The organism is Delftia sp. DLF01 (assembly GCF_014852125.1).
GTDB classification, from domain to species: Bacteria; Pseudomonadota; Gammaproteobacteria; order Burkholderiales; family Burkholderiaceae_C; genus Comamonas; species Comamonas acidovorans.
Map to the genome: position 1 here is coordinate 405,482 of NZ_JACVAZ010000003.1, position 26,760 is coordinate 432,241.

Sequence of the window (26,760 nt, forward strand, 5' to 3'; positions counted from 1 at the left end):
CTGCTACCAGCTTCCGCGCGAAGGCTGGGTCTTGCGCTCGGCCTTGATGGCCTTGGTGAGCTTGTCCACCATGTATTGGCGGTCCACCTGCCGGGCAAAGTCGGCTGCGGTGAAGCCGCGCTGGTTGCGAAGGACGACGTCGGCGCCCTCCTTGATCAGCAGGTCCACCACGGCTTCGCTGCTGTATTGGGCGGCCAGCATCAGCGGGGTGGTGCCGTTGGGCGAGTCGGCGTCGATGTAGGCGCTGTTGTCCAGCAGCAGCTTGACGATGTCCAGCGTCTTGGGCAGGTCGGCCGAGGTGGCGTAGTGCAGCGGCGTCCAGCCGGGGCGGTTGACATCGGCGCCCCGGCGTATGAGTTCCTTGGCCAGGTCCAGGTGGCCTTTGATGCAGGCCATCATCAGCGGCGTTTCGCCCTGCTGGGAGGCTTCGTTGACCTTGATGCCCGGGGATTTGAGCAGCACATCGAACACGCCCAGCGAGCCCTGGTGCAGGGCCGCTACCAGGCCCGGGCGGCCGCGCGTGTCGCGGGTATTGGGGTCGAAGCCGCGAAAGATCAGGTTGACCATGGCGCGCTCGTTGTCGCTGATGATGGCGCGCACGTAATCGTCGTACTGGCTGGCATGCGCCAGCCCGCCGCTGGCTGCGGCCAGGGCCACCACGGCCTGGCCGGCCTGGGCCAGCCAGTGGCGCCGGTGCACGTCCACGCCCATGCCCACGCGGCCACCGGCCGCAGCATTCAGTCGCATGCGACAACCCCCTTGAACAGCTGGTCGAAGTTGGCACTGGTCAGGGCCGCCACGTCCTCCACGGCCATGCCGCGCACCTGCGCAATCTGCTGGGCCACGTACGGCACATACGACGGATTGTTGGTCTTGCCGCGATAGGGAACGGGCGCCAGGTAGGGGCTGTCGGTCTCGATCAGCAGGCGGTCGGCCGGCACGAAGGCGGCCACGTCGCGCAGGTGCTGGGCGTTCTTGAAAGTGACGATGCCTGACATGGAGATGTAGTAGCCCAGGTCCAGCGCCGCACGCGCGACCTCCATGGTTTCGGTGAAGCAGTGGAACACGCCGCCAGCCTGGCCTGCCGAGCCGTCCTCGCCTTCTTCGCGCAGGATGGCCAGCGTGTCATCAGAGGCGCTGCGCGTGTGGATGATCAAGGGCTTTTGTGTCTGGCGCGCCGCGCGGATGTGCACGCGAAAGCGCTCGCGCTGCCATTCCAGGTCGGCAATGGTGCGCCCGCCCTTGCGGTCTTCCATGCCGTAGTAGTCCAGTCCCGTTTCGCCGATGGCCACCACGCGTGCCAGGGCGGCGCGCTCGACCAGGTCGGCCACGCTGGGCTCGGTCATGTGTTCCGTATCGGGGTGCACGCCCACCGTGGCCCAGAAATTGTCGTGGTCCAGCGCCAGCTGGTGCACATCGCCGAATTCCTCCATCGTGGTGCAGATGCACAGCGCACGCGTGACGCGCGCGGCCGCCATGGCCTCGCGGATCTCGGGCAGGCGGCTTTGCAGCTCGGGAAAATTCAGATGGCAGTGGGAATCGGTAAACATGGAATCTCGTGGTTCAGAAACAGGCATGCCGACCGGAGAGCATTTCCTCCATGTCGGCATGCGGGCAGAGGCAGGCGCAGGACTCAGACCGTCTGCGTGGCCTTGTCCGATGCCAAGGCCGAGCCCAGGATGTTCTCGATCTTGGCCTTGAGCTCGGCGGACTTCTCGTCCTTGGGGAACTGTATGCCTATGCCCTGCGTGCGGTTGCCCGAGGCGCGCGCGGGCGTGATCCACGCCACGCGGCCGGCCACGGGATAGCGCTGCGGCTCGTCGGGCAGGGTCAGCAGCACGTAGACATCATCGCCAAGACGGTACTCACGCTGCGTGGGCACGAAAACGCCCCCTTCGGCGAACATGGGAATGTAGGCGGCGTACAGCGCGGCCTTTTCCTTGATCGCCAGTTGCATCACGCTGGGACGGGGTGTGGTGGGTGCGGTGCTCATGGATGGTTTGCAGACATTGGTTCGGTGAGCGGCCGGCGCGATCGGCACCGGGCCCAGGGCCGTAGGTTAACAGGACGGGCTTTCATGTGGCGAAAAGCACCCAGCCGCGCTGCTGCACTGCCGCCACGCCCCGCTCCCCGCGCCTCATCCCCGGCGTTGGCGGGCGGGCTGGCCGGACATGAGAACGCGCCGGGCCTCGGCGGCCAGGGCCTCGGTCATGAGTCCGGCGTTGAAGGGATGGTCCGCCGTGCGCGCAGCCTGGGCCAGGGCGCGTGACCACTCGGCCAGCAGGCCCATGTCCAGCGGCCGCGAAGGCAGGTCGGCCGGCGTGAAGTAGCGCGGCGCGGCGCCTGCGGCCAGGGCCATCAGGTCGTGGCAGATCTTCTGCAAGGCCTCCACGGCATGGGGCGGAGCATAGGCGGCCAGGGCCGCCACATCGCCCTTGGCCAGCGCGCGCGGCAACTGGGACCATGCGGCCATGTCCTTGCCGCCACCGCTGTGCGCCAATGCCAGCGCGTCGCCGGGCCGCCCGCCTGCGGCGCGCAGCGCCACGTCGGCCGCTTCCGGGGCCACGCCCTGCCCCTGCAGCCAGTCCAGGGCCTCTCGCTGATCGGGCCAGGCCATGGTGTGGGTCAGGCAACGGCTGCGGATGGTGGGCAGCAGCTGGTGGGCCGCCTCGCTGGCCAGCACGAAGCGGGCATCGCCCGGCGGCTCCTCCAGCGTCTTGAGCAGCGCATTGGCCGTGATGGCGTTCATCTGCTCGGCCGGGTAGACCAGCACGGCCTTGCCGCGCCCGCGCGCGCTGGTGCGCTGGCAGAACTCCACGGCGTCGCGCATGGCCTCGACACGGATTTCCTTGCTGGGCTTGCGTTTCTTGTCGTCGATATCGGCCTGGGCCTTCTCGGGCAGTGGCCAGCCCAGCGCCATCATCTGCACCTCGGGCATGAGCACGCACAGGTCGGCATGGGCGCGCACGTCGATGGCGTGGCAGCTGCCGCAGTGGCCGCAGGCCCCCTGGGGCGACGGCGATTCGCACAGCCAGGCGCGCACCAGCGACAGCGACAGCGCGTACTGGCCCAGGCCGGAAGGCCCCTGCAGCAGCCAGGCGTGGCCGCGCTGGGCCAGCAGGCGCGTGCGTTGCCCGGCGATCCAGGCGGTGTCGGTCTCGGCCGGTTGTGGCAGGGCCTCGCTCATGCCGCACCTGCCTGTCCGCCGACCATGATGGCCAGCCAGCCCCGGCGCACCATGACCTGGGTGATCTGCTGCCAGACCGCATGCCGGCTGGCGTTGGAGTCGATGCGCGCAAAGCGCTGGGGCGCGGCGGCAGCGCGCGCCGCATAGCCCTGGGCCACGCGTGCGAAAAAGCTGCCGGGCTCGGACTCGAAGCGGTCCGGGACACGGGCCGAGGCCAGGCGCTCGGCGGCCACCTCGGCGGGCAGGTCGAACCAGAGCGTCAGGTGGGGCTCGCGCAGCAGATCGGGCTGGGGGGCGGTGCCCGTCTGCACCATGCGCTCCAGCGTGGCCAGCGGCTGCAGGTCGAAGCCCCGGCCCGCACCCTGGTAGGCAAAGGTGGCGTCGGTGAAGCGGTCGCAGAGCACGACTTCGCCGCGCGCCAGCGCGGGCTCGATCACCTGCACCAGGTGGTCGCGTCGCGCGGCAAAGGCGATCAGGGCCTCGGTCAGCGGGTCCATGGCGTCGTGCAGCATCAGCGCGCGCAGCTTTTCGGCCAGCGGCGTGCCGCCGGGCTCGCGGGTGAGCGTCACCGTGCGGCCCTGGTCACGGAAAGCCTGGGCCAGCGACGCGATGTGCGAGGACTTGCCGGCGCCATCGATGCCTTCGAAGCTGATGAACAGGCCGGCGGGAGTTGCAGTGGTCATATGGAAAGAGAGGATACGCAAGCGCTGCGCAAAGAGCAGCAGCCCTGGGGGAATATCTCAGGGCTTTTGCCCAGGGCTTTGCTGGCCGCGCTGGTAGCGGTTCACGGCGCGGTTGTGCTCGTCCAGCGATGCGCTGAAATGGCTGGTGCCGTCGCCACGCGCCACAAAGTACAGCGCCTTGGTCTGTCCGGGCTGCACGGCGGCCATGAGGGCGGCCTTGCCGGGCATGGCGATGGGCGTGGGCGGCAGGCCCGCGCGGGTGTAGGTGTTCCAGGGAGTATCGGTCTGCAGGTCGCGGCGGCGCAGGTTGCCGTCGAATTTCTCGCCCAGGCCGTAGATCACGGTGGGATCGGTCTGCAGCAGCATGCCGATGCGCAGGCGGTTGCTGAAGACACCGGCAATCTGTGCGCGGTCGGCCGCGCGGCCGGTTTCCTTCTCGACGATGCTGGCCAGGATCAGCGCTTCGTCGGGCGTCTTGAGCGGCGTGTCGGCCGAGCGCAGCGCCCAGACATCGGCCAGGCGCCGGTCCATGGCGTGCAGGGCGCGGCGCAGCACGGCCAGGTCGGAGCTGCCCTTGGCATAGGTATAGGTATCGGGGAAGAAGCGGCCCTCGGGTGCCACGCCCGCGCGGCCCAGGGCCTGCATGAGGGCAGCGTCGTCCATGCCTGCGCTTTCCTGGCGCAGGAATTCCTCGCGGGCCAGGGCAGCGCGCACTTGGCGCCAGTTCCAGCCTTCCACCAGGGTCAGGGCCTTGAGCGATTCCTCGCCGCGCGCGAGTTTTTGCAGCAGCACATAGGGAGTCAGGCCCGTGGTCAGCTCATAGTTGCCGGCCTTGATCTGCCGGTCCTGCCCCGAGACGCGGAACCAGGCGTACAGCAGCCGCGCATCGGTCTGCACGCCGGCCTTGACCACTTCGCGGGCCACGCCACGCGGCGTGGTGCCGGGCTCGACCTCCAGCTCCAGCGTGGGCTGGGCCAGCGGCAGCGGCTGGTTCAGCCACCACCAGCCGGCACCGGCCAGCACGGCGGCCAGCACCAGCAACATCATCAAAGCGCGAAAGATAAAGCGCACAACCTCGGTCCAAGCAAGCAATAGAGCGGCTGATCATAATTCAGCCATGACCCAGCCTTTACTGAACGGCATTGCTTCCGTTTCCCATCTCGGCGTGATACGCGCCCTCGGCGAAGACGCCGCCCAGTTCCTGCATGGACAGCTGACCAACGACTTCGCGCTGCTGGATCTGCAGCATGCGCGTCTGGCAGCGTTCTGCACGGCCAAGGGCCGCATGCTGGCCAGCTTCATCGGCTTCAAGCGCAGCAAGGACGAGATCCTGCTGCTGTGCGACCGCAGCCTGCTGGCGCCCACGCTCAAGCGCCTGTCCATGTTCGTGCTGCGCGCCAAGTGCAAGCTCAGCGACGCCACGGACGAATTCACGCTGCACGGGCTGGCTGGCGATGCCGCCGCGCAGGCCCTGGGCCCGGCAGCCGTGCCGTGGACCAAGACCGATGACGGCGACGCCAGCCTGATCGCCCTGTACCCGGCCGCCGGCCAGCCGCGCGCCCTGCGCGTGGCGCCCGTGGGCGCGCCCCTGCCCGAAGGCCCTGCACTCAGCGAGGCCGACTGGCTCTGGAGCGAAGTCGCCAGCGGCATTGCCACGCTGTCGGCGCCTGTGGTGGATGCCTTTGTGCCGCAGATGCTCAACTACGAATCGGTGGAAGGCGTGAACTTCAAGAAGGGCTGCTACCCAGGCCAGGAGGTGGTGGCCCGCAGCCAGTTCCGGGGCACGCTCAAGCGCCGTGCCTACATCGCCCATGCGCAGCAGCCGCTGGCCACCGGCATGGAGGTCTTCACGCCCGAGGACCTGGAGCAGGCCACCGGCACCGTGGTCCAGGCCGCCCCGGCGCCCGGCGGCGGCTGGGACGCCATCGTCTCCATGCAGACCAGCTCGGCCGACCAGCCCTTGCTGGCCCACGCCGCACTGGGCGAAGGCCAGCGCGCCGATGCCGCACAGGCCGTGGCGCTGCAGCTCAAGCCCCTGCCCTACGCGTTGCGCGAGGACATCTGAGATTTGAGCCTTGCACCGCCTGAGCTGCCTGCAGCTCAGGCGGTGAGCGCTTTCCTCATGGTGATGTGGGGAATGCCAGCCTCTTCATAGGGCTCGCCCTCGGGCGTGAAGCCCGCGCGCAGGTAGAACGACTCGGCATGGCGCTGCGCATGCAGCACGACTTCGCGGTCGCCGCGCTGGCGCGAGGCTTCGACCAGGCTGTCCAGCACGATGCGGCCCCAGCGGCCGCCGCGCACGCTGCGGTCCACGGCCATGCGGCCGATCCTGCCCGCGCCGGGGCTGTCGCTGACCAGGCGGCCGGTGGCGATCGGCTGGCCCAGGCCGTTGTAGACCACGGCGTGGCGGGCCACGGGGTCGAACTCGTCGATCTCGATCTCGCGCGGCACGCCCTGCTCGTGCACGAACACGGCCAGGCGCAGGCGCTCGGCGTCGCGGCCCAGGTCGTTCCAGCTGCCCGATGCCACGCGCACCACGCTCTGGCCGGCCTCATAGGCCGTGAGCACGTCGCGCAGCTGCTGCGGCACGGGCAGCGGCTGGCGCGTGGTGGCATCGGCGAACACATAGACCAGTTCCACGGTATTGAGCAGTTCCATGCCCCGGAAGATGCCGGCCTCGAACAGCAGCGAGGTATTGCCCTGCCTGGCACAGCGTATGCCCACATGCAGCACGTCGCCCAGCGTGGCCGATGCGTGGTAGGTGGTGGTGGCCTTCTTGACGAACAGCTCGCCGCCCAGGGCCGCGAAGGACGATTCATAGGGCAGGCCCAGCTGGCGCCAGTAGTCGGTGACGGCCACGTCGGCATACATCAGGTAGTGGGCGTTGAAGACGATCTTCTGGGCGTCCACTTCGGACCAGCGCACTTCGATGCGTTGCAGCGTGCGGAAATCTTGGCGTTGCATGGGGGTGTTTCTCTCCTGTTGTCTTGGGGTGTCTTGGTGTGTTTTGGTGCGTCTTGGCCTTCAGGCCGCGAAGGCGTCGGCCAAGGCGCGCGCCATGTCGGCATGTGCACGGCGCGCTTCTGCAATGGCGCGGCCCATCTTGACGAATTCATGGGTCACGCCCCGGTAGATCTCCAGGTCCACGGGCACGCCGGACATGCGCAGCTTGTCGGCGTATTCCACGCCCTCGTCCACCAGCGGGTCGCATTCGGCCAGGCCTATCCAGGCCGGGGCCACGCCGTCCACATCGGGGGCCAGCAGCGGGGCAAAGCGCCAGTCCTCGCGGTCGGCGGGGCTGTTGAGGTACTGGGCGAAGAACCAGGTGATGGCCGGCTCGTCGATCACCAGCCCGTGGGCGAAGCGGCGGTGCGAGTCGGTGTCCTGGTTCGCCGTCGTGCCCGGGTAGATCAGCAGTTGCAGGGCAAGCTTGAGGCCGGTGTCGCGCGCATGGATGGCGCAGGCTGCGGCCAGCGTGCCGCCCGCGCTGTCGCCGCCCACGGCCAGGCGCGCAGGGTCGGCGCCCAGCGAGGCCGCCTGCGCGGCCAGCCACTGCAGCGCGTCCCAGGCGTCGTTGTGGGCGGTCGGAAACTTGTGCTCTGGCGCGCGCCGATAGTCCAGCGAGACGACCATGGCGCCCGACAGATGGGCCAGCTGGCGGCACAGCACGTCGTGCGTGGCCACGCTGCCCACGGTGAAGCCGCCGCCGTGCAGGTACAGCAGCACGGGCAGGCCCATGGCCGGCGCCTGGCTGCGTTCCACGGGCGCATAGAGCCGAGCGGGCAGCAAGGCGCCATCGCGCGCGGGAATCTGCAGATCCTCCACACGCGGCAGAGCCGGCTTGGGAATTTCTAGCACGCCGGCCCCCGCCTCGTAGGCGGCACGTGCGCCTTCGGCGCCCAGCTGGTGCAGAGGCGTGCGCGCGGCGCGCTCCATGCGGCGCAGCACATCGCGCATCTGGTGGGTCAGGGACGCCGGCAGCGGCGTGGCGTGGGAGGAGGATTCAGACTGGGGCACGTTCAGGAGCACGTTCAGGGACAGGTTCGGTAGCGACTATCTGGCAAGGCAATTCGGTGCGGCCGGCCAGGTGCGGCCGGCGAGGTGCGGCCGACCAGGCACGGCCAGCACGGCGCAGCAGGCATTGTGCCGCGAGCACAAGGCCCTGGCAGCCATGCGATGGCAGTGCATGCCCGTGCTGTCGCCCCCGTGACCGCGCAGGTGCCCTCTCAGGGTTTGTTTTGTTTGCAGTGCAGCACGCGCGGTCTAGATTCGGCGCACTCCCCCTGATCCCCACCATGGGCCGCAACGGCCCGCAACGAGTCACCGACCATGGCCTTCATCAACTACGTCACCCAGATCCAGTTTGACTTCGGCGCCGTGCGCCTGTTGCGCCAGGAGTGCGAGCGCGTGGGCATCACGCGGCCGCTGATCGTCACCGACCAGGGCGTCAAGGCCGCTGGCGTGCTGCAAAAGGCGCTGGATGCGCTGGGCGGCATGCCGCATGCAGTGTTCGACCAGACGCCCTCCAACCCCACCGAGGCCGCCGTGCGCGCGGCCGCCGCGATCTACCAGGAGCAGCGCTGCGACGGCCTGATCGCCGTGGGCGGCGGCAGCGCCATCGACTGCGCCAAGGGCGTGGCGATTGCAGCCACGCACGAAGGGCCGCTGTCGCACTACGCCACCATCGAGGGCGGCTCGCCGCGCATCAGCGAGCGCGTGGCCCCGCTGATCGCCGTGCCCACCACCAGCGGCACGGGCAGCGAGGTGGCGCGCGGCGCCATCATCATCGTGGACGACCACCGCAAGCTGGGCTTTCACAGCTGGCACCTGGTGCCCCGTGCCGCCATCTGCGACCCGGAACTGACCTACGGCCTGCCCGCCATGCTGACGGCCGCCACGGGCATGGACGCCATTGCCCATTGCATGGAGACCTTCATGGCGGCCGCCTTCAACCCGCCTGCCGACGGCATTGCGCTCGATGGCCTCACGCGCGGCTGGGCCCACATCGAACGCGCCACGCGCAACGGCCAGGATGCCGAGGCGCGCCGCCAGCTGATGAGCGCCAGCATGCAGGGCGCCATGGCCTTCCAGAAGGGCCTGGGCTGCGTGCACAGCCTCAGCCACAGCCTGGGCGGCGTGAACCCGCGCCTGCACCATGGCACGCTGAACGCCATGTTCCTGCCCGCCGTGGTGCGCTTCAATGCCGAGGCAGAGAGCGTGCGCGCCGAACAGCGCCTGCAGCGCATGGCCCACGCCATGGGCCTGGACTCGGGCAGCGACATTCCCGAAGCCATACGCGACATGAACGCCCGCCTGGGCCTGCCCACGGGCCTGGCGGCCATGGGCGTGGAGCGCGCGCAGTTTGCAGCCGTGATCGGCGGCGCGCTCAAGGACCATTGCCACGGCACGAACCCGCGCCTGGCCAGCGCCGACGACTACGAGCAGATGCTGGCCACCTCGCTGTAAGCGGGACTCAGCCGCCAGCACTCGGTTGGGGTGTTGTCGATGGTGACGACGATGGTGGCTGGGGTGTCGTTTGGGATGCCACTTGCGCCGGAGTTTGTGCCGAAGTCTGCACCGGAGCCGGTGCAGCGCCAGCTTCCATCATCCGGCGCACCTCCACGTTCTGCATCAACTGCTCGGCCATGACGCCCAGCAGTTCCAGATCGGCCGCCGAGACCTCGCGCGGCGCGTCGTCCATGATGCAAAAGCTGCCCAGCACCGTGCCGTGGCGGTTCTTGAGCGGCACGCCCGCATAAAAGCGCAGCCGCATCGCCTGCAACGCGGGGTTGCCGGCAAATCGGGGGTCGCGCGCGGCGTCATGCACCACCAGGGCGTCACCGCCATGGACCACGTAGGAGCAGATGGACTGCGCACGCGGCATGCCGGCGGAAGCCGGGTCGCCCTGGTCCGCCACCAGCAGGCTGCCGGGCGTGTGCACGCGGTCGGCATCGACCCATGAGACCTGGGCCCATTTCACATCGAAGGCATTCGCGGCCTGCTGGGCTGCCTCGTGGTACAGCTGCGGCAGGCCGGGCCCGAGCACGCCGCTGTCGTGCAGCTGGCGCACGCGCTGCTCATCGTCATCGGGAATGGGCGCGGCCAGGCCCTGGCCTGCCGCGTCAGGCAGGCGCAAGGCGTCCACCCACAACTGCAGCTCGCGCAGGCCGGACACGCAGGCGGCGGCGCCGCAGCGGCGCGCGAACTCGGGGTCGGACACCACGGCCGGCGCATTCCACAGCGCCAGCACCACGCGCAGGTGCGGCCAATGGCGGCGCACGCGGCGCATCAGTTGGCGCACCACGGTCTGGGGCTGGGTGCTGAAGACGGACAGCACCAGCAACTGCGCCTCGGCCAGGGCCTGGGCTCCTGCGTGGCCTTGCGGCAGGCCGCCCTGCCCCGGTCCCAACTGGCGCCATTGCGGGTCGGCGGCCAGGGCCCAGTCCGAGCAGCTGACCACGTGGCCGCGCAGCGCCTCGCTGTGCGCCACCATGGCGGCGGCCAGGGCATCGACCTCCCAGCGCGCGCCCACGCAATGGATGCGCAGGGCGCGCGTGGCCAGGGCCGCAGCGGGCGCCGGATGGCTTTCGCGCAGTTCCTCGATCAGGGCATCCATGCCGCTGGACAGGCGCAGCCGGTGTTCGGCCGTGGCCGATTCCAGGTGCTGCTGCGTGGCCAGGCGCAGTGCGGGGATGGCCACCTCGTCATAGAAACCGGCCACTGCGGCCGAGCGTTCGTCCGGCGAGGCGCGCGCCGGCAGCCTTGCGTCCACCAGTTCATGCGCCAGCGTGACCGCGTCTTCCACGTCGTCGGCCAGCAGGCGCTGGTACAGGCGCTGGGCCGGCCCCAGCACGGGCGAGCTGCCCAGCAGCACTTCCATGAATTGCAGCGCCGGGATGTAGCGCCCCAGCACCAATAGGCAGACCGTCAGCGGGGTGGACAGGATCAGCCCTATCGGCCCCCACAGCGCCGTCCAGAAGGTGGCCGACACGATGATGGAAAGCGTGGACAGGCCCGTGCTGCTGCCATACAGCCAGGGCTCGATCAGATTGTTGCTGATCAGCTCCAGCGCCATGATCAGGCCCAGCGTCATCAGCAGCATCTGCCAGCCCGGGTCCACGGCAAAGGCCAGCGCCAGCGGGAAGGCGGCCGAGATCATGGCCCCCACATAGGGCACGAAACGCATGATGGCCGCCAGCACGCCCCAGAGAATGGCGCCCGGCACGCCAATGAACCACAGCCCCGCCGCCATGGGCAGTCCGTAGGTGATGTTGACGACGAACTGCATGCGCAGGTACTTGCCTATGCGCTGCGAGGCCTCGTCCAGCGCGTCGGTGGCCACGTGCAGGTTGCCGCCCATCAGGCGCAGCAGCCGGTCGCGCAGGTCATCGCGGTCCAGCAGGATGAGGATCACGAACAGCAGCACGATGCCGGCCATGGTCACGGGCTCGGCCACGCGGCCCAGCCACTGCAGCATGCGCGCCGTGGGCTTTTGCTCGGGCGACTGGATCTCCACCTTCTGCACGCGGGGCGTGGTGGCGCCGCGCGATATCTCGCGCTCCACGGTGTCATAGGTGCGCAGCGCGCCGTCCCAGGCACTGGGCATGTTGGCGTTCCTGCGCAGGCTGCGCAGCTTGTCGCGGATGGTGTTCTGGTAGGTCGGCAGATCGGCGCTGAGCTGCTGCACCTGGCTGCCCAGATAGGTACCCATTCCCGCCAGCGTCGCCAGCGCCATGACCACCACCAGCAGCGTGGCCGCCATGCGCGGCATGCCCCAGCGCTTGAGCCGGGAGACGGCCGGATCCAGCAAAAAACCGAACAACAGCGCCAGCGCCAGCGGAATCAGCAGGCCCTGGCCGAAATACAGGCCGGCGATGACGATGCTGGCCACCAGCAGCCCGGTGAGCAGGCGCAGCGCAGGCACCATGTCGGCCAGCTGTGCCAGGCCCGGTAGGGCCGAACGCACGCTGCGCGCGAAATCTGCATGGGTAGCGGAATTCGCAGCTGCATTGGCAGCATTGGCGCCTTCGGTGGCTGCAGGAAGGGCCGGCCGTGAAGGCGACGGCGCAGGGTCGGGATGTGGGTTCATGGAAACGGGATGTCAGGGCTTGGATGCAGGTATGGATACTGCCTCACATCCGCATATCGGGGGATTGCACAGCGCGCCGCAGGCCTGCCCTGTCAGCGGGCACCGCAATTGCCGGAACGCCGTTGCCGCCGGCGCATCGGCCGGATCACCAGCGCACACGCACCACGGTACCCCCACCGGCCCGCGGCAGGATGTCCAGCACAGCCCCGATGGCATGGGCGCGGCGATGCATGCCTGCCAGGCCCATGCCCTGCAGGCCAGGCGGGATGGCACCCTGCGCAGGGCCAGGGTCAGCGCCAGGGTCGGACGGCAGGCCGCAGCCGTCATCTTCCACGCGCAGTTCCCAGTGCAATGCACGCCGGGCATCGCGGCCAGGGCTTGCAGCATCTGCACGATCCACCGGCTCCAGCACCAGCCACAGCGTGGTGGCGCGCGCATGCTGCAGCGCATTGCTCACGGCCTCCTGGGCGATGGCCAGCAACTGCTGGGACGGCTGGCCACGCGGCAAGTCTGGCAGGTCGGGCAGGTCGGGCAGGTCTGGCACCCCGCGCAGCCCGGCGGCGGCATGCGGATCGGCCACGCTCCAGCAGATGCGCATGCCGCGCCGGTCCAGCACGGGCTGCAGCCGGTGGCGCAGGCGCGCCAGCCGCACGGGCAAGGCGTCTTCCATGGCGTCCATGGCATCCACCATGAGCCGCAGGTCCAGCAAGCCCTGCTCCAGCAATTCCTGCGCCTGGCGCTGGCGGGTCTCGCGCGGGTCCAGCAAGGCCATGGCATGCACCAGCAGCCCGCCCACGCCGTCGTGCAGGTCGGCGGCAATGCGCCGGCGCTCGGCCTGCACTTCGCGCGAGGGCCGGGGACTGCGCCGGCGCCGCCACAGCAGCAGCCTGTGCAGTCGCCGGGCGCCCATGGCGCACAGCAGCGCCGTGGATACCAGCAGCGCCAGGCTGGCCAGGCTCAGCCACGGCGGGGCCTGGGCGCCCGCCTGCCAGAGCCAGGCGCACAGGACCAGCATCTGCAGCAGGCCCAGGGCCAGGCAGATGGCCAGCGTGCGAAGGGGATCTTTCATGGCCAAGCCGTGCCAGGCGCGGCCGCCATGGCCCGGGCGGCGGCAGGCCGCTGCGGGCAGGACGCCGCCCCAGGATCAGAACAGGCCGCGCAGCGATGCAAAGCGTACCGCCTGGGCGCGTGTGCGCACCTGCAGCTTGCGGTAGATGTTCTTGATGTGCGTGTTGACCGTCATGGCGCTGATCATCAGGCGCGAGCCGATCTCGGCGCTGGTATAGCCGCTGGCGACCATGCGCAGCACCTCGCGCTCGCGGGTGGACAGGCGGTCTGCCTCGTCGGGCGTGCGGCGCTTGGGCTCGGCTCCCTGGGTCTTGTCGAAGCGCTGCAGCAACCTGCGCGCCAGGCTGGGGGTGACGGATGCGCCGCCATTGGCCACCTGCAGCACGGCCTGCGGATAGTTGCCGAACCAGGAGTTCTTGACGAGGTAGCCCGTGGCGCCCAGCTCGAAGGCGCGCAGCACCTGTTCGTCGTTTTCCATCACGGAGATGATGACGGCCTCGGCCGTGGGCCGCACGGTCTTCATCATGTCCAGCAGCTCGAAGCCCTCGCCGTCACCCAGGTTCAGGTCCACCAGCATCACGTCGAATTCATGCTGGCGGATGGCCTTGCGCCCGTCGCGCACGCTGCCGGCCTGGGCCACGACCAGGGTGCGCGGGTCGTTCATGATTTCCTGCGCAATGACCATGCGGATATGGGCATCGTCGTCCACCAGCAGCACCCGCACGGGCTTGTCGGGCTGGCCCGCCAGGTAGTCGGGCCACATGGCAGAGCTCAGACCTGTGCCCAGCATGCCCTGGGCGCGAGGGGACTCGGCGATCAGGGGACGGGCATCGGCGGGAACGTCGGATGGATTCATGCTGCTCTCCTCAAATGTCACGCCATGTGTATGACGCAACCGATCACAGACTTGCCTTTCCACATTAAGAGAAATCGCAACCGATATCCACAATCTTTGACGAAGTTTGTGAAAGATTGCGTAGATTACAAATTAACACCTTTGTGTGAGGAATCGACTACGGAGTTTCCTGAGCGCCGGTCCGGCAGATCTTGCCGATCCAGACACCGCGCACCGCGCCTTCAATCCCGCCTTGTGACAAAGGTCCATCCTGCCTTTTTGCCGCCGCCGGCCTCAGTTGCGTGCACTTCGATACACCAGGTTGCCCAAAATCCCCCGCACCCGCCGAAACGGCGACCCCAAGCAAAGCTGCAACCGTGAATTTTCTGTCGTTACACCTTGAAACTACCCAGATCCATTCATCGCGCACGGCTGCCGTTTTAACGCGATGCAGCCTGCCTGCAAACGGCTTGGGTGGGTAAGTACCCGGCAAGTGGATCAGCGCTCATGGCTACCCCGGACAAGAGATGGAATGGACGGATCTCCCCGAGCACATTGGAGTCCAGACAACGAGCAGGGGTCCAGGGAGACAAAGCCGGAAACCTCCGCAAAGTGTCTGCAAAACGGGTGCTTACACACCTCTTCCTGATAGTCCGATTCTTCATCAAGGAGCCATCATGAAATCGCTTGCAATTCTTTCCCTGAGCTTGATCGCAACAGCTGCCATGGCAGGCCCCATGGGTGGTGGCGGCGGTGGCGGCAGCGGCGGCGGCAGCAGCAGCTCCCAGATCGAAATCAATGGCCCCAGCGTTCAGGTCACCCTGCTGAACAGGAGCGGCGTGCTGAACGTGGCAACGGGTGGTGGCAAGGCCTCCCAGAACCTGGCCAGCAATGCAGGCAACGTGACCATCGATCGCAGTGGCAGCTCGCTGCAGGTCGTCGCAGCCACCGGCAGCGGCATCCTGAACAAGGCCGATGGCTATAGCGCAGTGGCCGTCAACAACCTGGCCTCCAACTATGGCGAAGTGGACGTGAAGAGCACTTCGATCCAGGTGGTGGCTGCCAAGAACTCCGGCATCATCAACTACGCCGGCAACGGTTCCATGGCAGTGCAGAACATCTCCAGCAACAACGGCTGCGTGACCTGCTACAACAACCACTGAGCCTGGCTGCCGGACGAAGGAAACTGCCGGGCGGCCCAAGGCCACCCGGCGGCACCTTCCCGGCGAAGACCCAGCTCACCGCACCAGGAGAGCCCACCATGCACACCGCCGCCCATCTCTGTTCGGCTGCCCTATTGGCCTGGCTCGCCCTCGGAGCGAACCCCCTTCATGCAGCGGCCCCCGGCGAAGACCCGGTGGTGCTGAACAAGCCCGTCGACTACCTCAGGCTGCCCACGGCCAAGCAGCCGACATCGTCGGGGCTGGACACCGTCACCGACATCCCCATCAATGTCAAGGCCAAGATCGCGCGCTACGAAGCCATGTCCATGACCAATGCGCCCGGTATCTCCACCGAGGCGAACGTGGTGACCACGACCACGACGAGCAGCACGGGCATGCAGCGCACCTGCACCCAGGACCTGGCCAGCAACACCAACGCCAGCGCATTCAACCGCTATGGGCCCCAGACCAAGGACCAGATCGTGGTCCTCAAGGGCGACCTGGTCAACGTCTGCCGCTAGCGCGACACCGGGCGGCCAGCCTTCGGGCCGCCCACCATTTCTCGATCCCCCATTTCCGGCGCCGACGCCCGTGCGCGCCTGTGCCCTGGCTCGCCGTTTTCCAGCAGAGGTCCATCATGCGCAACCGCCTTCCATCGCCAGGACTTCCCCGCCCCGATGCCGCGCTGCAGCCGGCACTCGGCGGCCATGCGGACGACCGTGGGACTTTCCGCCAGCGATGGTCCGGCAGACAGGGTTGCATGCGGGCCATTGCCTGCGCCGTCTCGGCGTCCATCGTGCTGCTGTCGGGCTGCGCGCCGCTGGATGCGCGCAAGGACGCCAAGTACCTGGACAAGGTCTATGCGGCCGACCGCCCCGTGGTGCGGCCGGTGCGCTCGATATCGAGCTTTTCCGACTCGCTGATGTGCATGGACAGGATGTTCCGCAACAGCCACATGCCCACGGTGCTGATCACCAGCAAGCAGCTGCCCGACTACTCGGGCCGCGTGGCCGTGGCCGCCAAGGAGATGGTGGTCACCGCCCTGTCCCAGATGTCGCGCGTCAGCAGCGCCTTCCGCTACGTGGACTATGAGGTGGACATCGCCCGCCAGGATACGGTGCAGAACCTCACCACCATCTTGCTCAACAACAACCAGATCCAGCTGCAGCGCCCTGCCCTGTACGTGTCGGGCGCCGTGTCCTTCATGGACCAGAACGTGCTGCGCAACAACGTGGACATAGGCACCAGCGCCTCGCGCCTGGAAACCGGCTACAGCGCCAACCGCAGCGGCGCCGTGCTGGGCATGGAGCTGCACCTGGGCGACTTCCGCACGCGAACCATCATCCCGGGCCTGGATTCGGCCAACGAGGTCGTCATCGGCAACGGCAGCCAGGGGCTGGACCTGTCCGGCCGCATCGGCACCTACGGCGTGCAGTTCAGCGTGGGCCGCGACTATGCCCAGGGCTCGGGCCCGGCCGTGCGCACCCTGGTCGAGCTGGGCATGATCGAGCTGCTGGGCAAATGGTCGCGCCTGCCCTACTGGCAGTGCCTGACGCTGGACCAGACCCATCCCGACTTCCAGCGCCAGCTGCGCGACTGGTACGAGGAAGGCGAAGCCGGCATCCACCAGGAACTGGTGCGCCAGTCGCTGATCAGCAAGGGCTATCTGCCGCCGGACGCCCCGGCCTTCACCGCAGGCAACCCGCAGTGGCGCGAGGCCATAGGGCGCTTCCAGGCCGACAGCGGCATGGTGGTCAGCGGCGTGGTGGACTTCAACACCTACGAACGCGCACTGCGCGACTTCGTGGCCGTGGGCGCCGATGGCCACATCACGCGCATTGGCTGGAACACCAAGAGCGCAGCGCCGGTCACCACCGCCTCCGAGAACGTGGCCGTGGGCACGGGCGACTACCGCTACGGCGCCCCCGCGCCCGACCGCAAGCTGGACCTGTGGGTGGAGAACATCACGCCCACCCGTACCTCCTTCGAGACGGGTGAGCAGCTCTTCCTGTCCACCACCGTGTCGCGTGCCTCCTACCTGTCGTGCTTCATGGCGGGCGCCGATGGCGAGGTCACCCGGCTGGTGCCCAACGACGTGAACCGCTCGGGCTGGATCACCGCCGCCCAGTCCGTGCGCCTGCCCGACTGGATGAGCCCCAACCCCGGCTATGTGATCAACGCCGGCCCTCCCGGCAAGGAAGGCGTGGCCTGCTTCGCCACCGAGCAGAACATGACCGACAAGCTGCCCACGCTGCTGCAGGGCAAGGCCTTCATCGCCATCCCGGGCATGCGCTCCCTGGAGGATGTCAACCAGTACATGGCCAGCTCGCTGGGCGCAGACGGGTACACCGGCTCGGCCCGCTTCTGGCAGGTGGTGCCGGCCCAGGCCAAGCGCTGATGCACGGTGCGGAACACAAGCCAACCAGAGGCACCTGCCATGCCCTCCAGCGCTCATGAAACCTCGCCGCGGCGGCGCCGCGGGCTGCGCCTGACCGCCAGGCTTGTGCTGCCCGGGCTGCTGGTGGTGCTGCCCGGTCTGGCTCCCGCCGTGCTGCCGCATGTGCAGGCGGCAGCCCGCTTCACGCCGGTCATGCCCATCCGGGTGGCGACGGCCAGCGTGTACGGCTCCCAGCCGGGCACCAGCAACATCAATTCGACTTCGGATACCGCCCAGCAACGGGCCCTGTCCCAACTGCGCAGCCGCGCCGAAGGCAAGGGCGTGAGCCCGGCCACGCAGCGCGAGGCGCAATGGGTCATGGGCCTGCTGGCACTGCATGGCATTGCCATGGCCCAGGACGGGCCACAGGCCAGGACCTGGTTCGAGCGTGCCCAGCGCGCCGGCCATCCGCTGGCCAGCGCGGGACTGGCCTGGTGCGCCATGGACGGCTGCGGCCAGCCCCCCGATCCACCGGCCGCAAGGCCCTGGATCGCCCAGCTGGCCAAGACCGACCCGGCCCGTGCGCAATACCTGGAATGGCTGCTGGCCCGGCGCCTGGCGCCGCTGTCCACGGCCGAGCCCGTGGGCGAGGCCTTGACCGTGGCAGGCACACCCGACCAGGAACTGCTGCAGCGCGCGGCGCGTTCGGGCAGCCCCGGCGCCCAGCTGGAATGGGGCCTGGCCCTGCTCGCGCAGGACGAGCCCGAGGCCGCCCTGCGCCAGTTCCGCGCGGCGGCGCCACGCTCATCCAGCGCGGCGACCAATGCACAGATGCTGGGCGACCGCATGCGGCCCGCGGGCCAGCTCGTGTCGGCCCAGGGCACGTCTGCCCCGCCTGCGGCGCAGGGGCCGCAACGGCTGCAGCGCACGCCGGAGTTGCGGGGCTCGCCCAGCGAGCAGGACATCCAGGTGCGCCAGCCCGTCACGGCCCAGCAGCAGTGGGAGCAGGCCCAGCGCTATCACCGTGGCGAAGGCGTGCCGGCCAACTACACCGAGGCCCTGCGCCTGTACCAGCAGGCGGCGTCCCACGGCCATGTGGCATCGCGGCGCATGCTGGAGTTGATCTATTCGCGCCCCGCACAGGGCGGCGGTGTGGACATTGGCTGGATGCAGCAGCTGGCACGCATCGACCCCATGACCATGCAGCCCATGGCCCCCATCAGCCCCGCGCCCTACCGGCGCGACCCCACGCCGCTTTTCGACATGGTGCCGGCGCCCTGGCACCGGAACTGACGCTGGCCCTGGGTCCTGCCCTAAAGCAGCACATCCAGGCCCGTGTCGGCCATCCAGTCCACCGGGTCCTGGCGCAGCACCATGTCGATGTCCAGGCCCAGGGCCACCCCCACTTCGCCGGGAAAGCTCACGGCAAGCGCGCGCTCGCCCCATTGCGCCTCGCGCGATCGGGCGCGCCAGGCGGCGATGTGCAGCACGCAGGCCAGGGGATCGAAGCCGGGCTGGGCCAGCGGCGCGTGCAGGTGCTGCAGCGCGTCGGCCAGCAGCGGCGGAAGATTCCAGCGCCGGGCCAGGCCTGCGCTGACATGGCTGTATGCGTAGCCGCACAGCCGCATCTCCAGTTCGGCACGGCGCGGGTCCAGCGGGCCGACCAGCTCGGAGATGGTGGCCGCGCGGCCGGGATCGATCATGTGCATGGCCAGCTCGCCCAGCCCGTGCAGCAGGCCTGCCGCATAGGCCGCCGTGGGGCTGGCCTGCACCGTGCCGGCCAGCGCGCGGGCCACGCGTGCGGCATCCACGCTGTAGCGCCAGAAGGCCGGCATGGCCACGCCCGGCACGGCATGCGTGCCCACGCCCAGCGGCATGCCCCGCACGATCTGGCGCAACTGCGCGGGCGCCAGCAGGGCCAGCGCCTCGGGAATGCCGGTGACACGGCCCGCCATGCCGAAGACCGGGCCGTTGGCCTGCGCCAGCAGCCCGGCAGCCAGCGCGGGATCGGCCGCGAACAGCTGGCTCAGCCGGCGCAGGCTGGGCTGCTCGGGCACCAGCTCGCGCAGCAGCAGGGCCACAATGCGCGGCTGCGCCGGCAGGGCCAGCGTCTGGGTCAACAGCGTCTGCAGATCCAGTGCGTGCGCAGCCATCGCGTTTCCTGCCTTGCCCTGCCCGGCCTTACTTGCGGGTCTGCAGCTTGGCGAAGGCCGAGGCCATGGCCGACTGCTGCGCCGGCTCGGGCGCGCGGCGCTGGCCGCCCTGATGGCCCTGGCTGCCCCGGCCTGCGCTCTCGAAGCGGTTGTCCCGGGGGCCGTCGCGCCGCGCGGGCGCCGCATCCAGCTTCATGGTCAGGCTGATGCGCTTGCGCGCCACATCGACCTCCAGCACCTTGACCTTGACGATCTGGCCGGTCTTGACGACCTCGCGCGCGTCCTCGATGAACTTGTGGCTCATCTGGCTGACGTGGACCAGGCCATCCTGGTGCACGCCCAGGTCCACGAAGGCGCCGAACTGGGCCACGTTGCTGACCGTGCCCTCCAGCGTCATGCCTTCCTTGAGGTCCTTGATGTCTTCCACGCCGTCATTGAAGCGGGCGACGACGAAGTCCGGGCGCGGATCGCGGCCGGGCTTTTCCAGCTCGCCCAGGATGTCCTTGATGGTGATAGCACCGAACTGCTCGTTCACGAACTGCTCGGCCTTCAGGCCCTTGAGCACCTCGGAGCGGCCCATGAGCTGGTCCACGCTCTTGCCCGTGGTGGCAATGATGCGTTCGACCACGGGATAGGTTTCCGGGTGCACGCCCGTCATGTCCAGCGGGTTGTCGCCGCCGCGGATGCGCAGAAAGCCTGCGGCCTGCTCGAAGGTCTTGGCGCCCAGGCCAGCCACGTCCATCAGCTGCTTGCGGCTCTTGAAGGAGCCATTGGCATCGCGCCAGCGCACCACCGACTTGGCCACGCTGCCCGACAGGCCCGAGACGCGCGACAGCAGCGGCGCTGAGGCCGTGTTCAGGTCCACGCCCACGGAGTTGACGCAGTCCTCGACCACGGCGTCAAGCTGGCGCGCCAGCTCGCTTTGGTTCACGTCGTGCTGGTACTGGCCCACGCCGATGCTCTTGGGGTCGATCTTGACCAGCTCGGCCAGCGGATCCTGCAGGCGGCGCGCAATGCTGGCGGCGCCGCGCAGGCTCACGTCCACATCGGGCATTTCCTGCGAGGCGAACTCGCTAGCGGAATACACCGAGGCGCCGGCCTCGCTGACCACGACCTTCTCGATCTGGCGGTCGGCCTTGCTGGCGATCTTGATCAGGTCGGCCGCCAGCTTGTCCGTTTCGCGGCTGGCCGTGCCGTTACCGATGGCAATCAGGTTGATCTGGTGCTTTTCGACCAGGCGGGCCAGCACGGCCAGAGAGCCGTCCCAGTCGCGGCGCGGCTCATGCGGGTAGATGGTGGTGGTGTCCACCAGCTTGCCCGTGCTGTCCACCACGGCCACCTTGACACCCGTGCGGATGCCCGGGTCCAGGCCGATGACGGCGCGCTGGCCCGCGGGCGCGGCCAGCAGCAGGTCGCGCAGGTTGTCGCCAAAGACCTTGATGGCCACCTTCTCGGCGTCTTCGCGCAGGCGCGAGAACAGGTCGCGCTCGGTGGACAGGCTCAGCTTGACGCGCCAGGTCCAGGCCACGCACTTGCGGATCAGGTCGTCGCTGGCGCGCTTGGCGTGGCTCCAGCCCAGGTGCAGGGCGATCTTGCCTTCGGCCAGGCTGGGCTGGCCGGGCTCGGGCTCCACGGGAAGAACCAGCTTGGCTTCGAGGATCTCCAGCGCGCGGCCGCGGAACACGGCCAGGGCGCGGTGCGAGGGCACGCGGCCAATCGGTTCGTCGTACTCGAAATAGTCGCGGAACTTGGCGACCTCGGGGTCGTTCTCGTTCTTGGCCTCGATCTTCTTGGAGCGCAGCAGGCCGTCTTCCCACAGCCATTCGCGCAGCTTCTGCACCAGCGCCGGGTCTTCGGCCCAGCGCTCGGACAGGATGTCGCGCACGCCATCGAGCACGGCGAAGGTGGTGGAGAAATCGGGACCCGGCTTGCCGTCGTCCAGGGTGGTGGCGGGCTTGCAGAAGGCCTCGGCCTCCTTGTGCGGGTCCAGCGTGGGGTCGGCAAACAGCTTGTCGGCCAGCGGCTCGATGCCGAATTCCTTGGCAATCTGGCCCTTGGTGCGGCGCTTTTGCTTGAAGGGCAGGTAGATGTCCTCCAGCTCCTGCTTGGTCGGCGCATTGGCAATGGCCAGGCGCAGCGCATCGGTCAGCTTGCCCTGCTCGTCGATGGCCTTGAGCACCGTGCCCCGGCGGTCTTCCAGCTCGCGCAGATAGCCCAGGCGTTCGTCGAGCTGGCGCAATTGCGCGTCGTCCAGGCCGCCGGTCACTTCCTTGCGGTAGCGGGCGACGAACGGAACCGTGGCTCCGCCATCAAGCAATTCGACCGCAGCACCCACTTGCTGCGGCTTGACATTCAGTTCTGCGGCGATTTGGCCAATGATTTTTTGCATTCGAGAGGCGCCCCGTGGCGTGGAATCCGGAAAGCGGCCAAGTGTGCCACACGCGATTCGGGCCGGGCCGCTCACGGCCCGCCCGCAAATGCAAGCATTTCTTGCAGGCCAATGAATTCAATGGCTTGCAGCATGAAGCCGGAAGGGCGCGGGAATGGCCGATCGGACAAGCCCGGCTTTCAGGGCCGCACATCCACGATCTGCATCATTCCCAGGTCCTCATGGTCCAGCGCATGGCAATGCCAGACGAACTTGCCGTGGAAATCCGCGAACCGCATGCGAAAGGTGATGCTGCCCTTGGTGACCCCCGCCGCCCCGCTGCTGCCCGTGCCCGGCGGCACGGGCAGGGTGTCGGCCCAGAACGGCGTCACCGGCGTGCCGTTGACCCTGACCACATAGCAATCGTTGACGTGGATATGAAAGGGATGCGGGTAGCCGTTGTAGTTGTAGACCGTCCACTCCTCCACCGCATTGAAGGGCACGGTCTGCACAGGCGTGAGGCTGGAATGGATGGGCGACATGCCCAGCGGCATGGCCTCGGTGCCCACCGCAAACACCGATCGGTTGCCGCCCACCTTCAGCACCCAGCTCTCGCCGGCCGGCATGGGCGCCAGGGCCGGGTCGCGCACGCCCTTGCCCTCGTCGTCGGCCAGCACGGCCAGGCGCAGGACGCGCTGCACGCCTCCATGGCTGGCCAGTTCGGCATCGGTGATGGGCGTGTAGTCGCCGGGCCGGCGCAGCAGTGCCGGGTCGGGCACGCGGGCCTGCACGGGCTCGCCCTGCACCACCACCCGGGCCAGCACCTCCTCGAAGGGCTCGTTGCCGCTTGGCCGGTGAAAGGACGGGCACGCGGCCGCGCGCAGGAAATACTCCCCCGGCGCCATCGATGCCTGCACCACCATGGACAGGCGCCCGCCCGGGTAGATGTAGTTGCCGGGCCAGTCGCGCATGTCCAGCGGCTGCCCGGCCGTCTGCCGGCTCAGCGGCCGGTAGATACCGCCGTAATGGTTGCCGTCGCGGCCATAGACATTCATCACATGCCCGTCGAGCACGGGATGCAGCGGGTAGAACGACGAAGGATTGACGATGTGCCAGTGCTGCACCTCGCCGGGCCGCATCACGATGGTGGGCTGGTAGGCGCCGTTGAGCAAAAAGGCGCCAGCCGGATTCTGCATCGAGTCTTCCAGCGTATCGGTGCGGCCCTTGGCGTTGACGGTGAGCTTGTGGGCGAACAGCACGCGCTCGCGCATGTTCACGCTGGCACGGAACGGGTCCTGCGCATCGGCCACGATGATGGCGCCGAACATGCCGCTGGAGACCTGGGCATTGGTGGCGCCGTGCAGATGCGGGTGGTACCAGTAGATGCCGCAACTGTGGTCGTCGGGCAGATGGATCTCGTGGTAGCGCGTGGCGCCGGGCGCGATGCCGGCATCCGGCCCGTCCACCACGTAGTCGCCAAACACGCCGGGCCGTATCTCGCGCGGGTCCACGTGCAGGCCGTGGAAATGCATGTTGGTGCTGTTCTGGTGGTTGAGCAGCGCCCAGTCCGAGCCCTGGGGCGAGGCCGGCAGCTGGTTGTGCACCCACATCTTCAGCGTGTCGCCGGGGCGCAGCCACAGCGTGGGCGCCGTGTATCGCCCATTGAAGCTGCGCAGCTCCAGACGCCGCCCGGGCTGCCGATCGGCCGGATAGCGGGCCCAGCGCGCAATGTCGCTGTCCGGCAGGTCCATGTCCATGGACGCATAGCCCACGTTCAGGTGCAGCTCCAGCACGCCGTTGACGGAGCGCAGCGCCTGCGGCTCGGGCAGATCGTCGCGCGGCCCGCCTCCACCGCCGCAGCCGGGCAGCACGGCGCCCGCCGTCAGCAGGGCGCCCCATTGCAGCAGCGCCCTGCGGTTCAGGCCCGGGGCAGGCATTGAATGCTCCTGGTGCAGATGCTTCACAGGGCCTCCTTTGCCGTGCCGGCGAATGCGTTGGTTTCGGTCAGGTCATTGAGGGCGTGCAAGGCCAGCGCATGGGGGCGGGACTGGGCCTGGGCCCCGTCCTCGCCCTGGCAGGCGCCATGGCGGTTGTCGCCCCAGGCCCAGCAGCGCCCGCCGTGCTCCAGCGCCAGCACATGCGTGCCGCCCACGCTGATCTGCTGCACCGCCGCCAGGCCGGGCACGGCGTGAAAGCCCGCGCGGGGTACCGCATCGCCCTGGCCCAGCTGGCCCAGGCCATTCCAGCCCCAGGCCAGCACCTGCCCGCCCTGCGTGGTCGCCGCCGAAAAATGCAGGCCCGCCGCCAGACTGCTGAGGCGCCCAGGCACGGCAATGCGCACGGGGCCGGGGCTGTAGGCCGCCTGCAGCCCCTGGTCCAGTTGGCCCTGGTGGTTGGAGCCCCAGCCCCACAGCCGCCCCTTCTCATCCAGCGCCAGGCTGTGCGTGGCGCCCGCCGCCACCGCCACCACGGCCGCAGCGCCCTGCGGCAGCACCACGCGCTGCGCACGGCTGCGCTGCACCAGATCGCCCTGCCCCAGTTGGCCGGCCGCATTGGCGCCCCAGGACCAGACCTGCCCCCTGGCGTCCAGCGCCAGCGCATGGCCCATGCCCACGGACACGCTGCGCACGGAGGGCAGGCCCTGCACGCGCTGCGCACCGGGCATGGCATCCGACCATCCCCAGAGTGCGCCTTCGCGGTCCTGCACATAGGCCTGCTGCTCACCCGCCCAGATGCGCCGCACCCCGGCATCCTGCCGGCCCAAGGCCAAAGGCCTGGGCACGGCGCCCGCGGCATCGCGGACCTGGGGCGCAACGGCATAGGCCTGGCCATCCGCCCAGGCCAGCAGCGAATGGCCCGCGTCCACCAGCCCCTCCCAACGCGTGCCACGGGGGCTCAGGCGCTGGGGCACGGGCTGGGAAAAGCTGCGGTGGCCGATGCGCGTGGCATCGGGCGCACAGACCTCGGCAGCATCCACGCCTTCGGGCAGGGTGCGCAACACCTCCAGATTGCCCCAGGCGAATACGCCCTCCGATGTGATGAGCACGGACCGCTGCGGGCCCGCCACTACCTGTTGTATGGTCAGCATCACCCTCTCCTTTGCGTGTTTCGCGTGTCTTGGGGCACCTCGACACGGCGGTACAGCTGCCCGTGAGGTGTCAGTGCGGATTGTTCAAAGGAAGCGGGTGGGTGGCAATCACTGAAAACTGTGATTCCTCAAGAGCGCCTTAGGCTCCGTCAATCGATCCCGCCCCAGGCCTGCGACGCGGCATTGGCCTGCAGGCACATCGCCAGTGCGGCCGGGGCTTGCGTGGCCTGAGTGCCTACGCGGGCTGCGCTGGCGCAGCGGCATCATGGACAATCCATGCTCCAGCCCATGCAAGACGATCTGTTTGGCGCGCCGCCATCACCGCCGCCCTCCCCACCCTCTTCAGCCCCGGTCCCGCCCGCCGCCAGCACGGCGCCTGGCGGCCGCAAGCCGGCATCCCGCAAGGCCGTCGGCGCCGTGCAGCTGGCGCCCCAGGCCCTGCAATGGCAGGCGCTGGCGGACCAGCTTCCGCAGGGCTTGCGCATGGGGGTCTCCACCTGGTCCTACCCGGGATGGGAAGGTTTGATCTGGGATGGCGCCTATGACAAAAGCGTGCTCGCCAAGAAGGGACTGGAGGCCTATGGCCGGCATCCGCTGATGCGAACGGTCTGCGTGGACCGCAGCTTCTGGAGGCCGTTGACGGCCAGCCAGTACCTGGCCTTCGCGGGCCAGGTGCCGGCCGATTTCCGCTTCGTGGTCAAGTGCCCTTCGGTGGTCACCGATGCGCAGGTCCGCGACGAGGATGGCAAGGGCATGTCGCTGAACCCCGTGTTCCTTCAACCCGATCTGGCCGTGACCAGCTTCGTCGAGCCCACGCTCGAAGGGCTGGGCGAGCAGCTCGGCGTGCTGGTGTTCCAGCTCAGTCCCATGACCTGGGGCCTGCTGAGCCGTCCCACCGAACTGCTGGCGCGGCTGCAGGCCATGCTGGACGCGGTGCGAGCGGCGCTGGCCGCCCATCCGCTGGGCGCACAGATCATCGTGGCGGTGGAGGTGCGCGACCCGGAGCTTTTGACGCCCCAGCTGGCGGACACGCTGCTCGCTGCAGGCGCCACCTTCTGCCTGGGGCTGCACGGCAAGATGCCGCCCATCGAGGAGCAATTGGTTTTTCTGCGCGGGCTGTGGCCCACCCCGCTGGTCTGCCGCTGGAACCTGAACCGCGAGTTCGGGGCCTACGGCTACCCCGATGCGCAAACCAAGCACGATCCCTTCGACGAGATCCGCACGCCCGATGTGCACACGCGCTCCATCCTCGCCAAGACCATCGATGGCATCACCAGCCGCGGGCTGCCCGCCTTTGTGACGGTGAGCAACGATGCCGAAGGCTGCGCGCCGCGCTCCATCGCGCTGCTGGCCGAGGCCGTGGTGCAAGCGCAGGCGGCCCGGATTCAGCGCTTGCCGTAGGCACGCTCCACGCGGGCCACGCGCAACTCATAGTGCTCGTACCAGGCATCCTTGCCCAGTTGCTGGGCGACCAGGTGCTCGGCATCCTGCTTCCAGCGCGCAATGGATTCGGCCGTGGACCAGTACGACACGGTGATGCCGAAACCGTCCTCGCCACGCGTGCTTTCCGCGCCCAGGAAGCCTTGCTGCTGCGAGGCCAGGTCCACCATGCGCTGGGCCATGAGGCCGTAGCCATCATCGTCGTCCGGCGTCCTGCGCGACGAGAAGATGACGGCGTAGTAAGGCGGCTCGGGGGTGTTGGCAAAGGGGCTCATCGTGGTCGGGGCGGCATGTTCTGCGGGACCGCGC

General features: G+C 68.8%; 23 protein-coding genes. 7 read left to right on the forward strand and 16 right to left on the reverse strand.

Annotation, left to right across the window (positions count from 1 at the left end; all coding sequences use genetic code 11):
* Window positions 1–3: 3 nt before the first annotated feature.
* The 6 genes from IB269_RS17115 to mltG all read right to left on the reverse strand — a co-directional run bounded on the left by IB269_RS17115 (window position 4) and on the right by mltG (window position 4,941).
* Window positions 4–747, reverse strand: a complete 744-nt coding sequence (locus IB269_RS17115) for an ankyrin repeat domain-containing protein (protein ID WP_123691280.1) — start codon at window positions 745–747, stop codon at window positions 4–6.
* Window positions 738–1,550: a TatD family hydrolase gene (locus IB269_RS17120; RefSeq protein ID WP_192367779.1), complete on the reverse strand. Its 813-nt coding sequence runs from the start codon at window positions 1,548–1,550 to the stop codon at window positions 738–740. The genes IB269_RS17115 and IB269_RS17120 overlap by 10 nt, the downstream gene beginning before the upstream one ends.
* Window positions 1,551–1,633: 83 nt before the next feature.
* Window positions 1,634–1,993, reverse strand: a complete 360-nt coding sequence (locus tag IB269_RS17125; protein ID WP_012205228.1) for a PilZ domain-containing protein — start codon at window positions 1,991–1,993, stop codon at window positions 1,634–1,636.
* A gap of 144 nt (window positions 1,994–2,137) precedes the next feature.
* Window positions 2,138–3,187 (reverse strand): DNA polymerase III subunit delta', encoded by a 1,050-nt coding sequence (locus IB269_RS17130; protein WP_192367780.1) that lies wholly within the window; start codon window positions 3,185–3,187, stop codon window positions 2,138–2,140.
* Entirely contained in the window at window positions 3,184–3,870 is a 687-nt protein-coding gene (gene tmk / locus IB269_RS17135; RefSeq protein ID WP_012205226.1) for a dTMP kinase, read from the reverse strand. Before tmk ends, IB269_RS17130 begins: the two co-directional genes overlap by 4 nt.
* Window positions 3,871–3,927: 57 nt before the next feature.
* On the reverse strand, window positions 3,928–4,941 hold the full coding sequence (gene mltG, locus IB269_RS17140) for an endolytic transglycosylase MltG (RefSeq protein ID WP_080736847.1): 1,014 nt from the start codon (window positions 4,939–4,941) through the stop codon (window positions 3,928–3,930).
* Between the two features lie 46 nt (window positions 4,942–4,987).
* Here mltG and IB269_RS17145 point away from each other — a divergent pair, with 46 nt between their 5' ends.
* Entirely contained in the window at window positions 4,988–5,935 is a 948-nt protein-coding gene (locus IB269_RS17145) for a YgfZ/GcvT domain-containing protein (RefSeq protein ID WP_192367781.1), read from the forward strand.
* A 35-nt stretch (window positions 5,936–5,970) separates the two neighbouring features.
* Here IB269_RS17145 and IB269_RS17150 read toward each other — a convergent pair whose 3' ends face one another.
* Together IB269_RS17150 and IB269_RS17155 are read right to left on the reverse strand one after the other, a co-directional pair.
* Window positions 5,971–6,834, reverse strand: coding sequence for a YbgC/FadM family acyl-CoA thioesterase (locus tag IB269_RS17150; RefSeq protein WP_043820894.1), 864 nt, complete (start codon window positions 6,832–6,834; stop codon window positions 5,971–5,973).
* A 60-nt stretch (window positions 6,835–6,894) separates the two neighbouring features.
* Window positions 6,895–7,899 (reverse strand): alpha/beta hydrolase, encoded by a 1,005-nt coding sequence (locus IB269_RS17155; protein ID WP_318652170.1) that lies wholly within the window; start codon window positions 7,897–7,899, stop codon window positions 6,895–6,897.
* Window positions 7,900–8,199: 300 nt separating this feature from the next.
* Here IB269_RS17155 and IB269_RS17160 point away from each other — a divergent pair, with 300 nt between their 5' ends.
* The gene (locus IB269_RS17160; RefSeq protein ID WP_012205221.1) at window positions 8,200–9,336 is read left to right on the forward strand and encodes an iron-containing alcohol dehydrogenase; all 1,137 of its coding nucleotides are present in this window, start codon (window positions 8,200–8,202) and stop codon (window positions 9,334–9,336) included.
* A gap of 7 nt (window positions 9,337–9,343) precedes the next feature.
* On the opposite strand, the gene IB269_RS17165 is transcribed toward IB269_RS17160, so the two are convergent.
* The 3 genes from IB269_RS17165 to IB269_RS17175 form a co-directional block, all read right to left on the reverse strand.
* Window positions 9,344–11,959 carry an AI-2E family transporter gene (locus IB269_RS17165; RefSeq protein ID WP_192367783.1) on the reverse strand — a complete coding sequence of 872 codons (2,616 nt, stop codon included), beginning with the start codon at window positions 11,957–11,959 and terminating at the stop codon, window positions 9,344–9,346.
* Between the two features lie 145 nt (window positions 11,960–12,104).
* Window positions 12,105–13,028 (reverse strand): sensor histidine kinase, encoded by a 924-nt coding sequence (locus IB269_RS17170; RefSeq protein ID WP_225614169.1) that lies wholly within the window; start codon window positions 13,026–13,028, stop codon window positions 12,105–12,107.
* A 75-nt stretch (window positions 13,029–13,103) separates the two neighbouring features.
* A complete protein-coding gene (locus IB269_RS17175) occupies window positions 13,104–13,883 on the reverse strand; it encodes a LuxR C-terminal-related transcriptional regulator (protein ID WP_012205218.1) in 780 nt (259 codons plus the stop codon).
* A 656-nt stretch (window positions 13,884–14,539) separates the two neighbouring features.
* Between IB269_RS17175 and IB269_RS17180 the strand changes: the two genes are divergently transcribed.
* The 4 genes from IB269_RS17180 to IB269_RS17195 all read left to right on the forward strand — a co-directional run bounded on the left by IB269_RS17180 (window position 14,540) and on the right by IB269_RS17195 (window position 18,695).
* Window positions 14,540–15,025, forward strand: a complete 486-nt coding sequence (locus IB269_RS17180; RefSeq protein WP_012205217.1) for a hypothetical protein — start codon at window positions 14,540–14,542, stop codon at window positions 15,023–15,025.
* A 98-nt stretch (window positions 15,026–15,123) separates the two neighbouring features.
* Entirely contained in the window at window positions 15,124–15,546 is a 423-nt protein-coding gene (locus IB269_RS17185; RefSeq protein WP_012205216.1) for a hypothetical protein, read from the forward strand.
* Between the two features lie 239 nt (window positions 15,547–15,785).
* Window positions 15,786–17,423, forward strand: coding sequence for a DUF4384 domain-containing protein (locus IB269_RS17190; protein WP_034392811.1), 1,638 nt, complete (start codon window positions 15,786–15,788; stop codon window positions 17,421–17,423).
* Window positions 17,424–17,462: 39 nt separating this feature from the next.
* Window positions 17,463–18,695, forward strand: a complete 1,233-nt coding sequence (locus tag IB269_RS17195) for an SEL1-like repeat protein (RefSeq protein WP_071955515.1) — start codon at window positions 17,463–17,465, stop codon at window positions 18,693–18,695.
* A 20-nt stretch (window positions 18,696–18,715) separates the two neighbouring features.
* On the opposite strand, the gene IB269_RS17200 is transcribed toward IB269_RS17195, so the two are convergent.
* From IB269_RS17200 to IB269_RS17215, 4 genes are all read right to left on the reverse strand, one after another.
* A complete protein-coding gene (locus tag IB269_RS17200; RefSeq protein WP_043820881.1) occupies window positions 18,716–19,555 on the reverse strand; it encodes an HDOD domain-containing protein in 840 nt (279 codons plus the stop codon).
* Between the two features lie 28 nt (window positions 19,556–19,583).
* Window positions 19,584–21,944, reverse strand: coding sequence for a Tex family protein (locus IB269_RS17205; protein WP_034392802.1), 2,361 nt, complete (start codon window positions 21,942–21,944; stop codon window positions 19,584–19,586).
* Window positions 21,945–22,123: 179 nt separating this feature from the next.
* Entirely contained in the window at window positions 22,124–23,860 is a 1,737-nt protein-coding gene (locus IB269_RS17210) for a multicopper oxidase family protein (RefSeq protein WP_192367785.1), read from the reverse strand.
* A 23-nt stretch (window positions 23,861–23,883) separates the two neighbouring features.
* On the reverse strand, window positions 23,884–25,011 hold the full coding sequence (locus tag IB269_RS17215) for an RCC1 domain-containing protein (protein ID WP_192367786.1): 1,128 nt from the start codon (window positions 25,009–25,011) through the stop codon (window positions 23,884–23,886).
* A 288-nt stretch (window positions 25,012–25,299) separates the two neighbouring features.
* Here IB269_RS17215 and IB269_RS17220 point away from each other — a divergent pair, with 288 nt between their 5' ends.
* Window positions 25,300–26,412, forward strand: coding sequence for a DUF72 domain-containing protein (locus IB269_RS17220; protein ID WP_192367787.1), 1,113 nt, complete (start codon window positions 25,300–25,302; stop codon window positions 26,410–26,412).
* Here IB269_RS17220 and IB269_RS17225 read toward each other — a convergent pair.
* The gene (locus tag IB269_RS17225; protein WP_012205208.1) at window positions 26,397–26,726 is read right to left on the reverse strand and encodes an antibiotic biosynthesis monooxygenase family protein; all 330 of its coding nucleotides are present in this window, start codon (window positions 26,724–26,726) and stop codon (window positions 26,397–26,399) included. The two genes, IB269_RS17220 and IB269_RS17225, sit on opposite strands and share 16 nt — an antisense overlap.
* Window positions 26,727–26,760: the final 34 nt, after the last annotated feature.

Coding starts and splice junctions, on each gene's coding strand:
- IB269_RS17115 (WP_123691280.1), bottom strand. CDS start 747: ATGCGACTGAATGCTGCGGCCGGTGGCCGCGTGGGCATGGGCGTGGAC.
- IB269_RS17120 (WP_192367779.1), bottom strand. CDS start 1,550: ATGTTTACCGATTCCCACTGCCATCTGAATTTTCCCGAGCTGCAAAGC.
- IB269_RS17125 (WP_012205228.1), bottom strand. CDS start 1,993: ATGAGCACCGCACCCACCACACCCCGTCCCAGCGTGATGCAACTGGCG.
- IB269_RS17130 (WP_192367780.1), bottom strand. CDS start 3,187: ATGAGCGAGGCCCTGCCACAACCGGCCGAGACCGACACCGCCTGGATC.
- tmk (WP_012205226.1), bottom strand. CDS start 3,870: ATGACCACTGCAACTCCCGCCGGCCTGTTCATCAGCTTCGAAGGCATC.
- IB269_RS17145 (WP_192367781.1), top strand. CDS start 4,988: ATGACCCAGCCTTTACTGAACGGCATTGCTTCCGTTTCCCATCTCGGC.
- IB269_RS17150 (WP_043820894.1), bottom strand. CDS start 6,834: ATGCAACGCCAAGATTTCCGCACGCTGCAACGCATCGAAGTGCGCTGG.
- IB269_RS17160 (WP_012205221.1), top strand. CDS start 8,200: ATGGCCTTCATCAACTACGTCACCCAGATCCAGTTTGACTTCGGCGCC.
- IB269_RS17165 (WP_192367783.1), bottom strand. CDS start 11,959: ATGAACCCACATCCCGACCCTGCGCCGTCGCCTTCACGGCCGGCCCTT.
- IB269_RS17170 (WP_225614169.1), bottom strand. CDS start 13,028: ATGAAAGATCCCCTTCGCACGCTGGCCATCTGCCTGGCCCTGGGCCTG.
- IB269_RS17175 (WP_012205218.1), bottom strand. CDS start 13,883: ATGAATCCATCCGACGTTCCCGCCGATGCCCGTCCCCTGATCGCCGAG.
- IB269_RS17180 (WP_012205217.1), top strand. CDS start 14,540: ATGAAATCGCTTGCAATTCTTTCCCTGAGCTTGATCGCAACAGCTGCC.
- IB269_RS17185 (WP_012205216.1), top strand. CDS start 15,124: ATGCACACCGCCGCCCATCTCTGTTCGGCTGCCCTATTGGCCTGGCTC.
- IB269_RS17190 (WP_034392811.1), top strand. CDS start 15,786: ATGCGGGCCATTGCCTGCGCCGTCTCGGCGTCCATCGTGCTGCTGTCG.
- IB269_RS17195 (WP_071955515.1), top strand. CDS start 17,463: ATGCCCTCCAGCGCTCATGAAACCTCGCCGCGGCGGCGCCGCGGGCTG.
- IB269_RS17200 (WP_043820881.1), bottom strand. CDS start 19,555: ATGGCTGCGCACGCACTGGATCTGCAGACGCTGTTGACCCAGACGCTG.
- IB269_RS17205 (WP_034392802.1), bottom strand. CDS start 21,944: ATGCAAAAAATCATTGGCCAAATCGCCGCAGAACTGAATGTCAAGCCG.
- IB269_RS17210 (WP_192367785.1), bottom strand. CDS start 23,860: ATGCCTGCCCCGGGCCTGAACCGCAGGGCGCTGCTGCAATGGGGCGCC.
- IB269_RS17215 (WP_192367786.1), bottom strand. CDS start 25,011: ATGCTGACCATACAACAGGTAGTGGCGGGCCCGCAGCGGTCCGTGCTC.
- IB269_RS17220 (WP_192367787.1), top strand. CDS start 25,300: ATGCAAGACGATCTGTTTGGCGCGCCGCCATCACCGCCGCCCTCCCCA.
- IB269_RS17225 (WP_012205208.1), bottom strand. CDS start 26,726: ATGAGCCCCTTTGCCAACACCCCCGAGCCGCCTTACTACGCCGTCATC.